The organism is Flavobacterium sp. KY-23415 (assembly GCF_055384985.1).
The window spans coordinates 2,353,752-2,370,382 of record NZ_AP044001.1; the positions used below are offsets into that span (position 1 = coordinate 2,353,752).

General features: G+C 30.9%; 14 protein-coding genes. 12 read left to right on the plus strand and 2 right to left on the minus strand.

Annotation, left to right across the window (positions count from 1 at the left end; genetic code table 11):
* Positions 1-79 precede the first annotated feature (79 nt).
* Positions 80-2,056, plus strand: a complete 1,977-nt coding sequence (gene dnaG, locus ACZ49Z_RS10160; RefSeq protein WP_464304208.1) for a DNA primase — start codon at positions 80-82, stop codon at positions 2,054-2,056.
* On the opposite strand, the gene ACZ49Z_RS10165 is transcribed toward dnaG, so the two are convergent.
* Together ACZ49Z_RS10165 and nadE are read right to left on the minus strand one after the other, a co-directional pair.
* Positions 2,053-2,682, minus strand: coding sequence for a response regulator (locus ACZ49Z_RS10165; RefSeq protein ID WP_464304209.1), 630 nt, complete (start codon positions 2,680-2,682; stop codon positions 2,053-2,055). The genes dnaG and ACZ49Z_RS10165 overlap by 4 nt on opposite strands.
* Positions 2,683-2,775: 93 nt before the next feature.
* A complete protein-coding gene (gene nadE / locus ACZ49Z_RS10170) occupies positions 2,776-3,585 on the minus strand; it encodes an NAD(+) synthase (RefSeq protein ID WP_464304210.1) in 810 nt (269 codons plus the stop codon).
* A gap of 119 nt (positions 3,586-3,704) precedes the next feature.
* Here nadE and gldB point away from each other — a divergent pair, with 119 nt between their 5' ends.
* The 11 genes from gldB to ACZ49Z_RS10225 all read left to right on the plus strand — a co-directional run bounded on the left by gldB (position 3,705) and on the right by ACZ49Z_RS10225 (position 16,631).
* Complete coding sequence (gene gldB / locus ACZ49Z_RS10175; protein WP_464304211.1) at positions 3,705-4,670, plus strand: gliding motility lipoprotein GldB; 966 nt, start codon at positions 3,705-3,707, stop codon at positions 4,668-4,670.
* Positions 4,660-4,995 (plus strand): gliding motility protein GldC, encoded by a 336-nt coding sequence (gldC, locus tag ACZ49Z_RS10180; RefSeq protein ID WP_464304212.1) that lies wholly within the window; start codon positions 4,660-4,662, stop codon positions 4,993-4,995. The genes gldB and gldC overlap by 11 nt, the downstream gene beginning before the upstream one ends.
* Before the next feature lie 318 nt (positions 4,996-5,313).
* Positions 5,314-7,503, plus strand: a complete 2,190-nt coding sequence (locus ACZ49Z_RS10185; protein ID WP_464304213.1) for a glutamine synthetase III family protein — start codon at positions 5,314-5,316, stop codon at positions 7,501-7,503.
* Positions 7,504-7,511: 8 nt separating this feature from the next.
* On the plus strand, positions 7,512-7,964 hold the full coding sequence (locus ACZ49Z_RS10190) for a GNAT family N-acetyltransferase (RefSeq protein WP_464304214.1): 453 nt from the start codon (positions 7,512-7,514) through the stop codon (positions 7,962-7,964).
* An 88-nt stretch (positions 7,965-8,052) separates the two neighbouring features.
* Positions 8,053-8,871 carry an OmpA family protein gene (locus ACZ49Z_RS10195; RefSeq protein WP_464304215.1) on the plus strand — a complete coding sequence of 273 codons (819 nt, stop codon included), beginning with the start codon at positions 8,053-8,055 and terminating at the stop codon, positions 8,869-8,871.
* Between the two features lie 2 nt (positions 8,872-8,873).
* Positions 8,874-9,317, plus strand: a complete 444-nt coding sequence (locus tag ACZ49Z_RS10200; RefSeq protein WP_464304216.1) for a hypothetical protein — start codon at positions 8,874-8,876, stop codon at positions 9,315-9,317.
* A gap of 101 nt (positions 9,318-9,418) precedes the next feature.
* Positions 9,419-10,597: an AIR synthase related protein gene (locus tag ACZ49Z_RS10205; protein ID WP_464304217.1), complete on the plus strand. Its 1,179-nt coding sequence runs from the start codon at positions 9,419-9,421 to the stop codon at positions 10,595-10,597.
* 305 nt (positions 10,598-10,902) lie between these two features.
* Positions 10,903-12,435, plus strand: a complete 1,533-nt coding sequence (gene guaA, locus ACZ49Z_RS10210; protein ID WP_464304218.1) for a glutamine-hydrolyzing GMP synthase — start codon at positions 10,903-10,905, stop codon at positions 12,433-12,435.
* A 92-nt stretch (positions 12,436-12,527) separates the two neighbouring features.
* Positions 12,528-14,231 (plus strand): LysM peptidoglycan-binding domain-containing protein, encoded by a 1,704-nt coding sequence (locus ACZ49Z_RS10215; protein ID WP_464304219.1) that lies wholly within the window; start codon positions 12,528-12,530, stop codon positions 14,229-14,231.
* A 67-nt stretch (positions 14,232-14,298) separates the two neighbouring features.
* Positions 14,299-16,227 carry an amino acid ABC transporter substrate-binding protein gene (locus ACZ49Z_RS10220; RefSeq protein ID WP_464304220.1) on the plus strand — a complete coding sequence of 643 codons (1,929 nt, stop codon included), beginning with the start codon at positions 14,299-14,301 and terminating at the stop codon, positions 16,225-16,227.
* A complete protein-coding gene (locus ACZ49Z_RS10225) occupies positions 16,227-16,631 on the plus strand; it encodes an OsmC family protein (RefSeq protein ID WP_464304221.1) in 405 nt (134 codons plus the stop codon). The genes ACZ49Z_RS10220 and ACZ49Z_RS10225 overlap by 1 nt, the downstream gene beginning before the upstream one ends.

Below are 16,631 nucleotides of genomic sequence, written 5' to 3' on the forward strand. Positions count from 1 at the left end.
AGAAAAGACATCTTAAAAATAAGGTGTCTTTTTTTATACAACTTTGTATCTTTGGTGCAATTCCAAAATAAAAAAATAAGTGATATCACAAGCTACTATAGATAGTGTATTTGAAACTGCTCGGGTTGAAGAAGTTATTGGAGACTTTGTACAGTTAAAGCGTTCAGGGAGTAATCTTAAAGGATTGAGTCCTTTTGTAGACGAAAAGTCTCCATCATTCATGGTTTCTCCTGTAAAACAAATATGGAAAGATTTTTCTTCTGGAAAAGGAGGGAATGTTGTGACTTTTTTAATGGAACACGAACACTTCACTTATCCTGAGGCTATAAAATTCTTAGCAAAAAAGTATAATATAGAAGTTGAAGAAACAGTACAAACCAATGAAGATTTAGCAGTAGCAAATGAAAAAGAAAGTATGTATTTGGTTTCGGAATTTGCTAATAAATTCATGCATAACAGTTTGCTAAATGAAGAAGAAGGAAAAGCAATCGGATTAACTTATTTCAAAGAAAGAGGCTTTACTATAGATACAATAAAAAAGTTTAGTTTAGGATATTCTCCAAATTCGTGGGATGCATTAACAAAAGAGGCATTAGGAAAAGGTTATAAATTAGAATTTTTAGAAAAAACTGGGCTAACCATTGTAAAAGAAGACAAACAATTTGATAGGTTTAAAGGACGCGTAATGTTTCCAATTCAAAGTATGAGTGGACGTGTTCTTGGTTTTGGAGGAAGAATTTTAACAAATGATAAAAAAGCAGCAAAATACGTAAACTCACCCGAGAGCGATATTTATCATAAAAGTAAAGTTTTGTATGGAATTTATCATGCAAAACAATCCATTGCGAAGTTAGATAATTGTTTTTTAGTAGAAGGATATACAGATGTAATTCAGTTTAATCAAGCAGGTATAGAAAATGTTGTTGCTTCTTCTGGAACAGCATTAACACCAGATCAAATCCGATTGGTTAGTAGATTAACGAAAAATATAACCGTACTTTTTGATGGTGATGCAGCAGGATTAAGGGCTTCAATTAGAGGAATCGATTTAATTCTAGAAGCAGGAATGAATGTAAAGGTTTGTGCTTTTCCAGATGGAGAAGATCCAGATAGTTTCGCTAAGAAAACACCTCATGATCAATTGGTGGCATTCTTAAGTGAAAATGCAAAAGACTTTATTCAATTTAAAGCTTCGTTGTTAATGAAAGAAGCTAAAAATGATCCAATAAAAAAAGCCGACTTGATTAGAGATATGGTTATAAGTATCTCAAAAATTCCTGATAGAATAAAACAAGAGGTTTATTTACAGGAATGTTCAAGGATAATGGATATTTCTGAAGATGTTTTGTTTAATACCTTGGCACAACTAGATAAAAAAGAATTAAATGATGCTGGAAAAAAATTAAAAGAAGAACAAAAAGCATTTCAGGTTCATAAAAACGAAGAAGCTGAAACTAACCGTAAATTAAATATTCAGGACGAATTAGAGCAAAAAGTAATTGAGATTTTACTGCTCTATGGAAATGCTGTAGAAGAATTCGAGGATATAATGATAAAGGCAAATGAAGAAGGAGATCTAATCGAAGTGAAAGAAGTGAATCCGTATAAAGTGTATCAACGTATTTATCTAAGTCTTCAAGAAGATGAAATTGAATTGGCTAATCCAATTTTTAAGTCAATTTATACAAATTTGATTAATTATTATAATCAAAATGAGACTTTTGAAATGGAAAGGTATATTATGCAATTAGATACAGAAACAGCACAAAAAGTCAGTTCAATTTTAATGAACGAAGATAGGGAAAGTTTGCATAATTGGGAATCGCAGCAAATATTAGTGAAGCCAAAAGACGCAACAATTGGTCAATATACAACTGAAACTATACTTTCATTAAGATGGTATTGGGTTAATAAAATTATCGAAGAACTAAAGGTTGATATGTTAGCGCAAAACAAATCCGATAATTCAGAAGTATTATCGATGATTATGGATTATTTAGGACTAACAAATATGTTTTCAAAAAAGCTAGGACGCGTTATGAGTCGATATTCTTAAATAATATCGAGGCTCCTAGCTTTTGTAAGCAAGTCAACCAAATTTGTAACGTTAAGTTTAGCCAATAAACGAAGTTTATAGGTGCTAATCGTTTTTTCGTCTAAGCTCAATATTTCGGCAATCTCTTTATTTTTCTTACCATCATTTAAATAGCGAAGCACTTCAATTTCTCTACTGGATAATTTTTTATACAGCCTGTCTGTTTTTTTTCCTTTATTGAGAAGTTCTATATTTCTTTTTACCGCTTCACTAAAAATAACAATGCCTTGATTCACTTTTAAAATAGCCATTTCAAGATCTTTTAAAGGGCTAGATTTTAATATGTAAGCAGAAACACCGGCTTTTATAGCTGTTGGAGCATACATTTTTTCGGAAACAGCAGTGAAAAGTATAATTTTAGTTTCAGTATATTCTTTTAGTAAATTTTTAATATCTCTAATGCTAGAAACTCCATTTAGCTCAATATCTAGGATTAAAACGTCTATAGTTTTGGTTTGAAGTGAACTAGTCAGTTCTTCAAAACTAGTGACAGATGCAACCACTTCAACAGTTGTGTTAGTATTGAAAAATGCTTTAATACCTTGTATAACAACTGGATGATTATCGGCAATGCAAACTTTTATCATAATTTCTACGTGTTAAATTAGACAATAATTAAATTAATGTCAAAGTTAATAAAAAAAATGTAATTACTTGTTAATTAATTGGATTATATTAAATTATAATTTTAATTTTTTAGGAATTACGCAAACAGGAATTGGGTTCATTTTATGTTGGTTTATAGTGTTCAAGCGTTTGTAAATCTTGAAAACATAAGCTTCTCTTTCAGTAAAATCTTCAATATTTTTTCCTTCCTCCATCGCATTCATGGCCCATTCTAATTCGTCATAATTAGCTCCAATTTGGTCCTCATCGCTTCGGTCATCTCCAAAAAGGCCATCTGTAGGTTTCGCTTTTAAGATGCTTTCAGGGACTTTTAGATATTCGGCTAATAGTCGAACTTCGCTTTTCATTAAATCTGCAATCGGACTCAAATCGACACCACCATCACCATATTTTGTGAAAAAACCGACACCAAAATCTTCTACTTTATTCCCTGTTCCAGCAACAAGTAAACCATGAATTCCAGCAAAATAATATAATGTTGTCATTCTTAATCGGGCTCTTGTATTTGCTAATGAAAGAAGAAAGGTAGCTTCGTTTTCGGATGGGGTAATTTGGTTTTTAAACGATTCAAATACAGGAGTTAAATCTGTTCTTTCGTTGGAAACATTTGAGAAACGTTTTTTTAACTGATCAATATGTTCGTTAGCTCTGTTTACATGGCTTTGGGCTTGGTGTATCGGCATCTCTACGCATAGTGTTGGTAATCCAGTTTGTGCACATAGAGTAGAGGTTAGTGCACTGTCAATTCCGCCTGAAATTCCAACCACAAAGCCTTTTACTTTGGCATTGGTTGCATAGTCAAGTAACCATTTCACTATATGTTGGTTTATTTTTTCAGAATTAAATGTAGTTGAATTTGTCATTTTTTTAAGAAAATTTATTGCCGTATGCCTTATATTTGCGTTTTATTTTTTAAAAGACTTTTGTTTTTAGAAGATTTTTCTTTTTAAATTTCATGTAAAATTATAAAAAATACCCAAATATGAATAAATTTTTTGTTTTTTTGCTGCTAATGACGCTTTTTTCATGTAAGAAAGAAGTAGAAAATGAAGCAAAGATTGAGCAAATACCAGTTGCTTTTAAGTTGGAGCGTTTTGATCAATTGTTTTTTGCTACTAAACCAGAAGACTTAAGTAAAATAAAAGGCGAATATCCTTTTTTGTTTCCAAAAGAAGAAACGGATTCGGTTTGGGTGACCTTTATGACTGATTCTCTTTTTCAAGAAGTTAGTCGTGAAATTGCAATAAAGTATAAGGATACAAAGAAATTAGAAGAAAATTTGGCAGATTTCTTTAAACATGTACAATTTTATTTCCCAGAATATAAGACCCCAAGAGTAATCACACTTGTAAATAAAGTAGATATTACTTCTGGAGTAATATATTCTCCAGAAATTGTATTGATTGCTTTAGATTGTTATTTAGGGAAAACACATCGATATTATTCTCCTTTTGAAGATTTTCAAAGAGTTAGGTTAGAAGAAAGTCAGATTTTACCAGATTTAGTAACTAGTTTTGCATACGGTAAAATTGCACCTCCAACAAATAGAAATCTTTTATCTTTAATGATATATCAAGGTAAAGAATTGTATTTAAAGGATATGTTGTTGAAAAATACTTCAGATGCTCAAAAAATAGCTTATACAGATGAGCAATTGGCTTGGTGTAAGGAAAATGAATATGAGATGTGGAGCTATTTCATTAGTAATAATTTGCTATATGAAACTAATGTGAAGAATGAGTATCGATTCATGAACGAAGCACCTTTCTCTAAATTTTATTTAGATATAGATGCAGAATCTCCTGGAAGAGTTGGGCAATGGTTGGGATGGCAAATTGTTCGCAGTTATATGGAGAACAATAATGTAACATTGAAAGAACTACTAGCAGAAGATGCTAAAGAAATTTTTGAAAAATCAAAATATAAACCCAGTAATAATGGCAACTAAAACATCAGAAATAAAATTCTTAGTAGAATTAGACGAAAATAGAATACCAGAAAAGTTAACATGGACAGCGCAAGACGGAGGTGTCGAAGAAGAAGAAGCAAAAGCGATGATGGTTTCTTTGTGGGATGCTAAGGCACAAGAAACATTGCGAATTGATTTATGGACAAAAGATATGCCTGTAGATGAGATGAAAGTGTTTTTTCATCAAACATTAGTGGCAATGACAGATACTTTTCAACGTGCAACAGACGATGAAAAGATGGCTGCAACAATGAAAGATTTTTGTGATTATTTTGCGGAAAAATTAGAATTAAAAAAAGAATAATACTTAATAATGTGAATATTGATTCGCAACTAGTACTAAAAAAAGAAGTGTTGAGCTTCTTTTTTTTTTACGCGCAATAAATTTAACAATGATTACAGTTTTTGTATGTATAAAGTCAGATTTGTTTAAATGTTTTAAATTCCTGTTTTTTTGTTTGTAATTTTTTGAAAATAGGTTATTTGTGTCTCTAAATTAATTTTATTTTATTTTTTTTTATGTTTTACCCCTATTTTTTTAAGGGGTGGTATTGAAATAAAAATAAAATAAATATATTTGCAGTATAAATATAAGGGTGTAACTTTTAAAAAACGCAAATTTATGTCAACTTTTCGCTTTAGTGCATTAAAAGAAACTGCTGGAAGAAAACCAGTATTTGTTGAAAAATTAGAAAAAAAATCAATTATTTTTGGGAACAATGTTTTTAACGACAAAGCAATGCGTCAGTTTTTAACACCAGATGCTTATAAAGCAGTTCAAAGTGCAATTCAACACGGAACAAAAATAGACCGTAATATTGCAGAATATGTAGCGATGGGGATGAAAGAATGGGCTTTGAATAAAGGAGTTACTCATTATACACACTGGTTTCAGCCATTAACAGGAACAACAGCAGAAAAACACGATGCTTTTTTTGAAACTTCAATGGATGGGAGTGATCCAGTGGAGAAATTTGGAGGATCTCAATTAGTACAACAGGAACCAGATGCTTCTTCTTTTCCAAATGGAGGGATTAGAAATACTTTTGAGGCAAGAGGTTATACAGCATGGGATCCAACTTCCCCAGCTTTTATTTATGGAACAACATTGTGTATTCCTACAATTTTTGTTTCCTATACTGGTGAAGCTTTAGATAATAAAACGCCTTTATTAAGAGCATTACATGCTATTGATCATGCAGCTACTGAAGTAGCGAAATATTTCGATAAAAACGTTAAAAAAATTACACCAACTTTAGGTTGGGAACAAGAATATTTTCTAGTAGACAAGGCTTTGGCTAATGCTAGGCCAGATTTATTGGCTACTGGAAGAACATTGTTAGGGCACACAGCAGCTAAAGGACAACAATTAGATGATCATTATTTTGGGTCTATTCCTTCAAGGGTGTTGAATTATATGCGCGATTTAGAGAATGAATGTATGCTATTGGGTATTCCTGTAAAAACACGTCATAATGAAGTAGCTCCAAGTCAATTTGAATTAGCTCCAATTTTTGAGGAAACAAATTTAGCAGTAGATCACAACTCCTTATTAATGGATGTAATGCAAAAAGTAGCAGAGCGTCATGATTATAAAGTTTTGTTTCATGAAAAACCTTTTAAAGGAGTAAATGGTTCAGGAAAACATAACAACTGGTCATTAGCAACAGATACAGGAGTTAACTTATTGTCACCAGGAAAAACACCAATGAGCAACTTACAGTTTTTAACTTTCTTTATTAATACAATTAAGGCTGTTCATGATTATGAAGAATTAATGCGTGCATCTATTGCATCTGCAAGCAATGATCATCGTTTGGGCGCTAATGAAGCACCTCCTGCAATTATATCGGTATTTATTGGGCAACAATTAACAAAAGTATTAGCCGAGTTAGAAGGTGTTACTAAAGGAAAATTATCACCTGAAGAAAAAACAGATTTAAAATTAAACGTAGTAGGTAAGCTTCCAGATGTTTTATTAGATAATACAGATAGAAATAGAACGTCTCCTTTTGCATTTACAGGGAATAAATTCGAATTTAGAGCTGTTGGTTCTACAGCAAACTGCGCAACTTCAATGACTACTTTGAATGCAATTGTTGCAAAGCAGTTGAAAGAATTTAAAAAAGAAGTTGATGCGCTAATTGAAACTAAAGGTTTGAAGAAAGATGAAGCAATCTTTAATGTTTTAAGAGAATATATTAAGCAAACTAAAAACATTCTTTTCGAAGGAGATGGTTATAGTGAAGCTTGGGAAGTGGAAGCTAAAAAACGTGGATTGAGTAATCATAAGACAACTCCTGAGGCATTAAAAGCTAAGGTTTCTAAAAAAGTAATGGAATTGTTTGAAGAGTTAGAAATTATGAACCATGTTGAAGTAGAGGCAAGATATGAAATCGAATTAGAGGAATATACAAAGAAAATTCAAATTGAAGGTCGTGTTTTAGGAGATATTGCTCGTAATCATGTGGTTCCAACGGCTATTAAGTATCAAAATACCTTAATCGAAAATGTTAAAGGATTAAAAGAAATTTTCGGTAGTGAGTTTGAAAAAATTGGAAAAGAGCAAATTTCATTAATTAAAGAAATTTCGGAGCATATTGAAGGGATTAATACAAAAGTAGAGGCTATGACAGAAGAGCGTAAGAAGGCAAATGCTATCGAAAATGCTGAAGAAATGGCTGCTGCTTATTGTAATAAAGTAAAACCTTATTTTGAAGAAATTCGTTATCATTCAGATAAATTAGAGTTACTGATTGATGATGAAATGTGGACATTAGTAAAATATAGAGAGTTGTTATTCATAAGATAAGCTCTAAAATGGTAGATATTGTAAAAACAGATTCTAAGAATAATGATTTTATAGACTTAGTTCGCCAACTAGATGTTTATTTAGCAGAAAAAGATGGAGATGAGCATGGTTTTTATAATCAATTTAATAAAATAGACGCAATTAATTATGTTGTTGTTGTGTATGAAAACAATGAAGCAGTTGCTTGCGGAGCTATTAAGGAGTTTGATGCTACTACAATGGAGGTAAAAAGAATGTTTACAAAACCAGAAGTTAGAAATAAAGGGTATGCGAGTGTGATTATTAATGAATTGGAAAAGTGGTCTTTAGATATGTCTTTTAAGAGATGTATCCTAGAAACTGGAATCAGACAAAAAGAAGCAATTCAGTTTTATTGTAAGAATAATTATAAAGTAATACCAAATTACGGACAATATAAAGGAATTGAAAACAGTATTTGCTTTCAGAAATTATTAAAATAAACAGAAACCTACTCATAATGAGTAGGTTTTTTTTTACAGCATTTTTTTATATTGTAAAAAAATTGTTACTTCGTATAAAAATTTAACTATGAGAGTTGGTTTATTACTAATAATGTTGTTTTTAATGAAGATAGTTTTTGCGCAAGAGCAATTGTCTGTTTTTTTTGAAAGCAATAAGTACGAACTAACAGCAAAAGAAGAAGCTAGATTAAAAGACTGGATCAATAAAAATAAAACATCAAAAATTGTTGCAATAAATGGTTATACAGATGAGGTAGGATCTGCTACCTATAATGATAGTTTGGCGCAAAAAAGAGTAGATTTTGTTTTTAATTATATAAAAGATAAAGTAATAATAAGGGAAGATTTTAAATCTAGAAGTTTTGGTGAAAAATTTGCTCATACAGGTAATGATGCAGAGAACAGGAGAACAACAATTTTTTATATTCTTGAAAAAGACCTAGAAAGAGAGAATGAAATCTTAGGGATAAAAGAAGTTTCAGACACAACAGTTGTTGATGAAAATGCACCATTGCATGAAAAAATAAAACATGCAAAAAAAGGAGATAAAATTATATTGAAGAATATAAACTTTCATCAAAATACGTTTGCTATAACAAAAGAGTCTAATGGTGCGTTGTATGATTTGCTGTTTGTGATGCAAAACAATCCAACATTAAGAGTTCAAATTCAAGGACATATTTGTTGTGTAGATGATGATAGAAGGAATCTTTCTTTAGAAAGAGCAAAACAAGTTAGAAGGTTTTTGATTTTTAAAGGAATATCGCAACAAAGAGTGTTTGTTACGGGTTTTGGTGTGAAAAAACCTATACATCCAATTCCAGAGAAAACAGAAGAACAAGCTGCTGAAAATAGAAGAGTAGAATTAGAAATTATTAGTAAATAAATATGAAGAAAATATTTTTTGTTTTGTTAACGGGTGTGCTGTTTGCAAGTTGTACAGATAAATGTATAGAAGATAGTAAACCAATACCGGCTACTTTTTTTGTTGAAATGATAGATGAAACGACAGAAGAAAATGTTTTCGAAAATAATTCTTTTGCTGAAAATGATGTGAAAATTACCGATGTTATCGGGAACGATGTTTTGTATAATTTTATTGAAGATATCAATACAATACAATTATTTCCAAAGACAACGATCAATGCAAATAACATTCAAATAAAAATTACATTAAACAATCAAACAACTATGGTGACAAAAGAGTTGATTGTGAAGTATAATGTGGCATCTAGAAAAGAAGAATGTTATACTTCGTACGAATTTACTAATATTTTATTTCCAAATAACCAGTCAGAATTAGTTGGCGGAGTTTTTAAAGTTAAAATTTAGATAGTTTTCTAATATCAAATTTCTAAGTTTTAATTTAAAAAACTATCTTTGCACCACAACTATAAACTGATTTTTATCAGTTTAAAACAACACTACTTTCAATGAGTTCTGAAACGAGCCAACGCTACAATCTTAGAGGAGTTTCTGCTTCTAAGGAAGATGTGCACAATGCCATCAAAAACATTGACAAAGGATTGTTCCCAAAAGCATTCTGCAAAATTATTCCTGACTATTTAACAAATGATGAAGAATATTGTATCATTATGCATGCAGATGGAGCAGGTACAAAATCGTCATTAGCCTATATGTACTGGAAAGAAACCGGAGATATTTCAGTTTGGAAAGGGATTGCTCAAGATGCATTAATAATGAATATAGATGATTTATTATGTGTGGGTGCTACCGATAATATTCTGCTTTCTTCTACTATAGGAAGGAATAAAAGTGTTATTCCTGCAGAGGTTTTGTCAGCAATTATTAACGGAACAGAAGAGTTAATTTCCGATTTAAAACAACATGGTGTTACTATTCATTCAACTGGTGGAGAAACTGCCGATGTGGGAGATTTAGTGCGCACAATAATTGTAGATTCGACTGTTACTGCAAGAATAAAGCGTTCCGATGTTATTGATAATGCAAATATAAAAGCAGGAGACGTAATTGTTGGATTAGCTTCATTTGGTCAAGCGACCTATGAAAAGGAATATAATGGAGGAATGGGCAGTAATGGACTAACTTCTGCACGTCATGATGTTTTTGCAAAATATTTAGCTGAAAAATATCCAGAAAGTTATGATAATTCAGTTCCAAATGAATTAGTCTATTCAGGTCAAGCAAAATTAACAGATACAGTAGAAAATAGTCCAATTGATGCAGGAAAATTAGTTTTGTCTCCAACGAGAACCTACGCACCAGTTATCAAGAAAATTTTATCAAAATATAAATCAGATAAAATACATGGAATGGTACATTGTAGTGGAGGAGCGCAAACAAAAGTATTGCATTTTGTAGATAATGTCCATGTAGTAAAAGATAATTTGTTTACAGTACCACCATTGTTTAAGTTGATACAAGAACAATCAAAAACAGATTGGAAAGAAATGTATCAAGTTTTTAATTGTGGTCATCGAATGGAAATTTATGTTCCTGCAGAAATTGCAAATGATATTATCGATATTTCTAAATCGTTCAATATAGATGCTCAAATCATAGGTAGAGTAGAAGCTTCCGATGAGAAAAAACTAACTATAAATAGTGAATACGGAACTTTTCAATATTAATTCATTTAAGTTGAAGTTTCCATCTCTGTAGTGTTTGTTAATTTATATTGTGATAGCTTAAAAAAAAATCATTAATAACAAGTTTGCAAAATTGTAAAGCATAGATTTTTTTAAAAATAAAATTATCAGTATAGTCACAAATAAAATATAATAGCATAATATGACTGTTTAAAAAAAGCAGACTTTAGATGTAGATATAAATAAAATATTAAAGAGGTTAACAATTATAATTACAAATGGTTAAATGCTAAGTTTAAAGTTTATAGACTTTTAACTTTTGGTTTTTAATCTTTAACTTTTAGACAATGCAACACAACGTACTAATTTTAGATTTTGGCTCTCAATACACGCAACTTATTGCACGTAGAGTAAGAGAATTAAATATTTTTTGTGAAATTTTTCCTTTCGATAAAATACCTGAAGATCTTTCTTCATATAAAGCTGTAATTTTAGGAGGAAGTCCATGTTCTGTTCGTTCTGAAGAAGCACTGCACCCAGATCTTTCTCAAATTAGAGGTAAAAAACCTTTATTAGCAGTTTGTTATGGAGCGCAATATTTGGCACACTTTTCTGGTGGAGAAGTTGCAGCTTCAAATACTAGAGAATATGGTAGAGCAAACCTTTCTTATGTTAGTGATAACGAAGTGTTTTTAGAAGGAGTTGGGGCAAACAGTCAAGTTTGGATGTCGCATTCCGATTCTATTAAAAAACTTCCAACTAACGGGGTTAAGATTGCAAGTACTAAAGACGTTGAAAATGCAGCTTATAAAATTGAAGGAGAAACAACCTTTGCGCTACAATTTCATCCAGAAGTATATCATTCAACAGATGGAAAGAAAATATTAGAAAATTTCCTAGTGAAAATTGCTGGTGTGCCACAAACATTTACACCTAATGCAGTTGTTGAAGAAATTGTTGCCGATATGAAAGAGAAAATCGGGAATGATAAGGTTGTTTTAGGGTTGTCTGGAGGAGTAGATTCAACAGTTGCAGCCGTTTTATTGAATAAGGCTATCGGAGAAAATCTATATTGTATATTCGTTAATAACGGACTGCTTCGTAAAAATGAATTCCAAAGTGTGCTAGATCAATACAAAGGAATGGGGTTAAATGTTAAAGGAGTAGATGCTTCACAGCGTTTTTATGATGCTTTGGCAGGTTTAGATGATCCAGAAGCGAAGCGTAAGGCAATTGGTAATGCATTTATAGAAGTTTTTGATGATGAAGCAAATCAATTAAAAGACGTAAAATTCTTAGGACAAGGTACAATCTATCCAGATGTAATTGAATCTGTTTCAGCAACAGGAGGACCAAGCGCAACTATAAAATCGCATCATAATGTTGGTGGTTTACCAGATTTTATGAAATTAGAAGTTGTAGAGCCATTAAGAATGTTGTTTAAAGACGAGGTTCGTAGAGTTGGTGCAAGTTTGGGAATCGATCCTGAGTTATTAGGGCGTCATCCGTTTCCTGGACCAGGTCTTGCAATTAGAATTTTAGGAGATATTACACCAGAAAAAGTAGCTATTCTTCAAGAAGTTGATGCTATTTTTATTAACGGGTTAAAAGAACATGGTTTATACGATAAAGTATGGCAAGCGGGGGCTATTCTATTACCTGTAAATAGTGTGGGAGTAATGGGAGATGAGCGTACCTATGAAAAGGTTGTAGCATTAAGAGCAGTTGAATCTACTGATGGAATGACCGCTGATTGGGTGCATTTACCGTATGAATTCTTAATGAAAACATCAAACGAAATTATAAATAAAGTAAAAGGTGTTAATAGAGTTGTTTATGATATCAGCTCAAAACCACCAGCAACTATTGAATGGGAATAAATAATATTTAGTTGAAAAAACTTTGAAAAGTCATTGCAATAAATATCTTTGTAATGACTTTTTTTTAACACTTAAACAAACATACACTTTACATGAAATACATTTTGATTTTTTTCGCATTTTCCAATTTGCTATTTGCCCAAGAAATTAAAACTAATTCTTACACTATCAAACCTAAAGAAACATTCTATTCTCTATCAAAAAAATTTAATGTTTCAATCGAAGAAATTAAAGAAGTAAACCCTGATTTAGCAAATAATTCGTTAAGTATTGGGCAGGTTATTCAAATACCTGAAAAAGAGGGTGATAAAGAATCATTTGCCTTGAGTGGCAATATGCATCTTGTTCAAGCTCAGGAAACCTTGTTTGGAATTGCAAGAAGGTATAATGTCTCGGTTCAAGACTTAGAAGAATTAAATAAAGAAGATTTGAAAGAAGGCTTGCGAACAGGACAACAAATTAAAATCCCGAGCAAGAAAAAAACCTTAGACGGCAAACCAAGAATTATTACTAATGAAACGATTTTTCACAAAGTACTATTAGGAGAAACTAAATATTCAATTGCTAAGACATATAAAATTTCAATTGACCAATTGGAAATACAAAATCCTGAAATAATTAATGGATTAGTAGAAGGAACAATTCTAGCGATAAATACTTCTGGTCTTAAGCCTAAAAATGAACGAGAGGAATTGATGATTGCTTTAGCAGAAAAGCAAGCTGCTATAGAAAAAAATAAAGCACAAGATTCAAGAATTGAAGATTTAGAAGATAAATTGGTTGTGCAACAACAAATGAATCAGAAAATTTTAAAGTTGAATTCATTAGATGTTAACTTAAAAGAAATTGATGAATCTAAAGGTACATCAGTAGAGAAATTGAAACTAATTTTAGAGTCAAATAAAAATGTTCAAGATATTTTAGCTTCAAAGTTAGATTCGTTAGTAGTTACTATGTATGATGATTTAGAAAGCTTGAAAAACTCTAGAATAGATGATGTCGATACCTATAAAAAAATGTATAGAGAATCACAAGCAAATAGAGTGGAAACAAGCAAAATGATTGTGCAGTTAAAAAGGGATTTAAATGAATCTAGAAAGAATTATGTAGCATTAATGAGTAAAGTGCAACGAATTAATGCTGAACAAGAACAAGAATTAAAGAAGCGTAAAAAAAGTGTGAAAGAGATTGAAGCAGAAAGGGAAGCGGAATTAGAACAAATTAAAAAAATTCAAGCTCTTCATGCAAATAGCGATAAAACCAATGAGTCTTTGTTTTTCAAAGTAGAAAGGTTAGAAAAAGAAAAGGAATATGAAATTACGAAGCGTATGGCAAAAGCCACGTTTTATAGTGCAGAAGCAAGAGAATATGATGATAGGTTGGCTAGGCAAAAATTAATTCGTTACCAAAACAAGATTAGACAAGACAGAAAAATTGTGGAATTAGTAGAAGAACCGCTTTCTATGGAAGAGTTGAGAAAGAGAATTAAAAATACTAATTTTAATAGTGATAAGGCTCCAGCAATGGAGGAAATTACTAATTTAAAAGATGTTGAAGATGGTTTTTATCTTGTTCTAAAAATAACACAAGATGTAAAGGAAAGAGATGAATTTGCAAGAGCATTGTCGGATAATGAAAATCTAAATACAAGCTTTTTTTATAATATAAATTCATTTTCATATTATGTATTTACACAAAAATTTAAAACATTTGAAGAAACTTTATATGCTGTCAAAATGAAAGAAAGCTTACCTTTGTATGATGATATTAGGATTGTAGAATTAAAATTGGAATAGATTTTGAATGACAATTCATAATAAAAAGCACTTTAGTAAGTTAATAAATAAAATAATAAATAAAATTATGAGAATCTTTAAGCTTTTGATTGTTTTTTTCTTTTTTTCGTCATGTGTGGCAAAAGCAAAACAAGACTCGTTTATAAAACATAATGTAGAGAAAGGGGAAACTATTTATAGTATTGCTAGAAAATACCAAACTACTCCTTTCGATATATATAGATTGAATCCAGATGCAAAAAATGGTATTGTAGAAAATACAATTTTGCTAATTCCTAAAAAAGGGACACAGCTAGTAAAACAAGAAGTAAAAACTATAGTGCATGAAGTAAGGGCTAAAGAAACACTTTATAGTATTGCAAAAGAATATGAAGTAACCGTTGCTCAACTGCAAGAATGGAATGCAGAACTATTAAAAGATGGTTTAAAGAAAGGACAGGAAATTATTGTTGGTAAAGAAGCTTTGCCATTAAACGAAAGTTTTGTTGAGATTAAAAATGTAAAAAACACTACAGAAACGTTTTCACACAAAGTGCTTCCTCAGGAAACAATATATGGAATTGCGACCAAGTACAATATTTCAATGGATGATCTTGTTGCTCAAAATCCTGAAGTTAAGGATGGTTTGAGGGAAGGAATGATTTTGACATTGAAGAAGGAGTCTAAGAAAATCACTACTGCAATAAATGATACAAATGTTTATACTGTTAATGCAGGAGAAACCTTGTATAGTTTGTCAAAAAAAATTAATGTGTCGCAAGATGAGCTAATAAAACTGAATCCTGATTTAGCAGATGGATTAAGAGAAGGAATGATCTTAAAATTACCAGCAACGGTTAAAACACAAGTAGATGTTACAAATGCGGTAAAGAAAGATACTCCAGTTGTTTTTAAAGCTAAGGAGGTAATCAATTTGATAGATTCTGTAAATAGTAATCAACAAAAAAACTTAGTTTTGTTATTACCTTTTAATATAGATCGTGTTCAAAGTGATTCAGATAGTGCTACAAAACAATATATTAAAAACGATGGTTTTTTAAATCTAACATTAGATTTCTATTCAGGAGCTTTAATGGCGATAGATTCTGCGAAAGTTCTTGGTTTACCTGTGAATATAAAAATCCTAAATGTTGAAAGCGATCGTAATTCGTCTAATATTGCAAAAATAATTGAGGAAAATGATTTTTCAAAGGTAGATGCGGTTATTGGCCCATTTCAAAATACACATGTGGAAACAACAGCGCAATTATTGTCAAAATTTAATGTTCCAGTAATTTCTCCTTTGTCTAAAGAAGTAGGAATGAAATTACCAAATCTATATAATGCTGTGCCATCAGAGCAATATATGATGGATAAATTGTTTAACTACTTTAAAGAAAAACAAGGAAATGTGATAGCAGTTGTAAGTCCTAAGAAAAAATCAACAAAAGACTATTTTTTAGATAACTATCCAAATGTTAAATACCCTCAATTTACTGAAAACGGTAGTTTTGATTTAAACAGCTTGAAAGCATTATTGTTGAAAGGAAAGAAAAATTTTGTAATTATAGAATCCCAAACAACAAACCAAATATTAAATACGACTAATTTTTTGATTAAAATGAAGGAAGAATTTGATATTCAATTGGTTGTGTTGAAATTGTATGACACATTAGAAGTTGTAGATATACCAATCACAAATCTTACAGGGTTAAACATGTTGTTTCCTTCAAATAAAAAAGAAGGAGAAACAGATTCGGATAAAATTTTCGAGATGAAATATAGAAGACAAAATGGAATTTCTCCTACTGTGGCAGCTTCCAAAGGTTTTGATGTAACATTTGATACTATTTTGCGAATTTGCCAAGAAGAAGGTTTTGCAAAATCGGTTGAAAAATACAAGACAGAATATTATGAAAACTCATTCGATTATGTGAATGATAATGGAAATATAATTAATAATGGAGTGTATCTAATGTATTATGATACAGATTTAACTATTAAGCAAGAAAAATAATGGCAACATCAAAAATAACCTATTTAGGAGACTTAAGAACGTCATCTATTCATCTCAATTCAAATTCTGAAATTATTTCAGACGCACCTTTAGATAATAATGGGAAAGGAGAAGCATTTTCACCAACCGATACAGTAGCAAATGCTTTAGGAAGTTGTATGATGACGGTGATGGGGATTAAAGCTCGTGATTTGGGAGTAGATTTTTCAGGTTCAACCGCAGAAATAACCAAAGTGATGGGTATAGAACCAAGGAGAATAACAGAAATTCATGTCATTTTTACTATGAATATAAACCCAGAAGATAAAGTGAAAACAATATTGGAAAAAACAGCAAATACTTGTCCTGTTTTGTATAGTTTACACCCAGATATAAAAAAACTAATCACATTTAACTGGAAATAA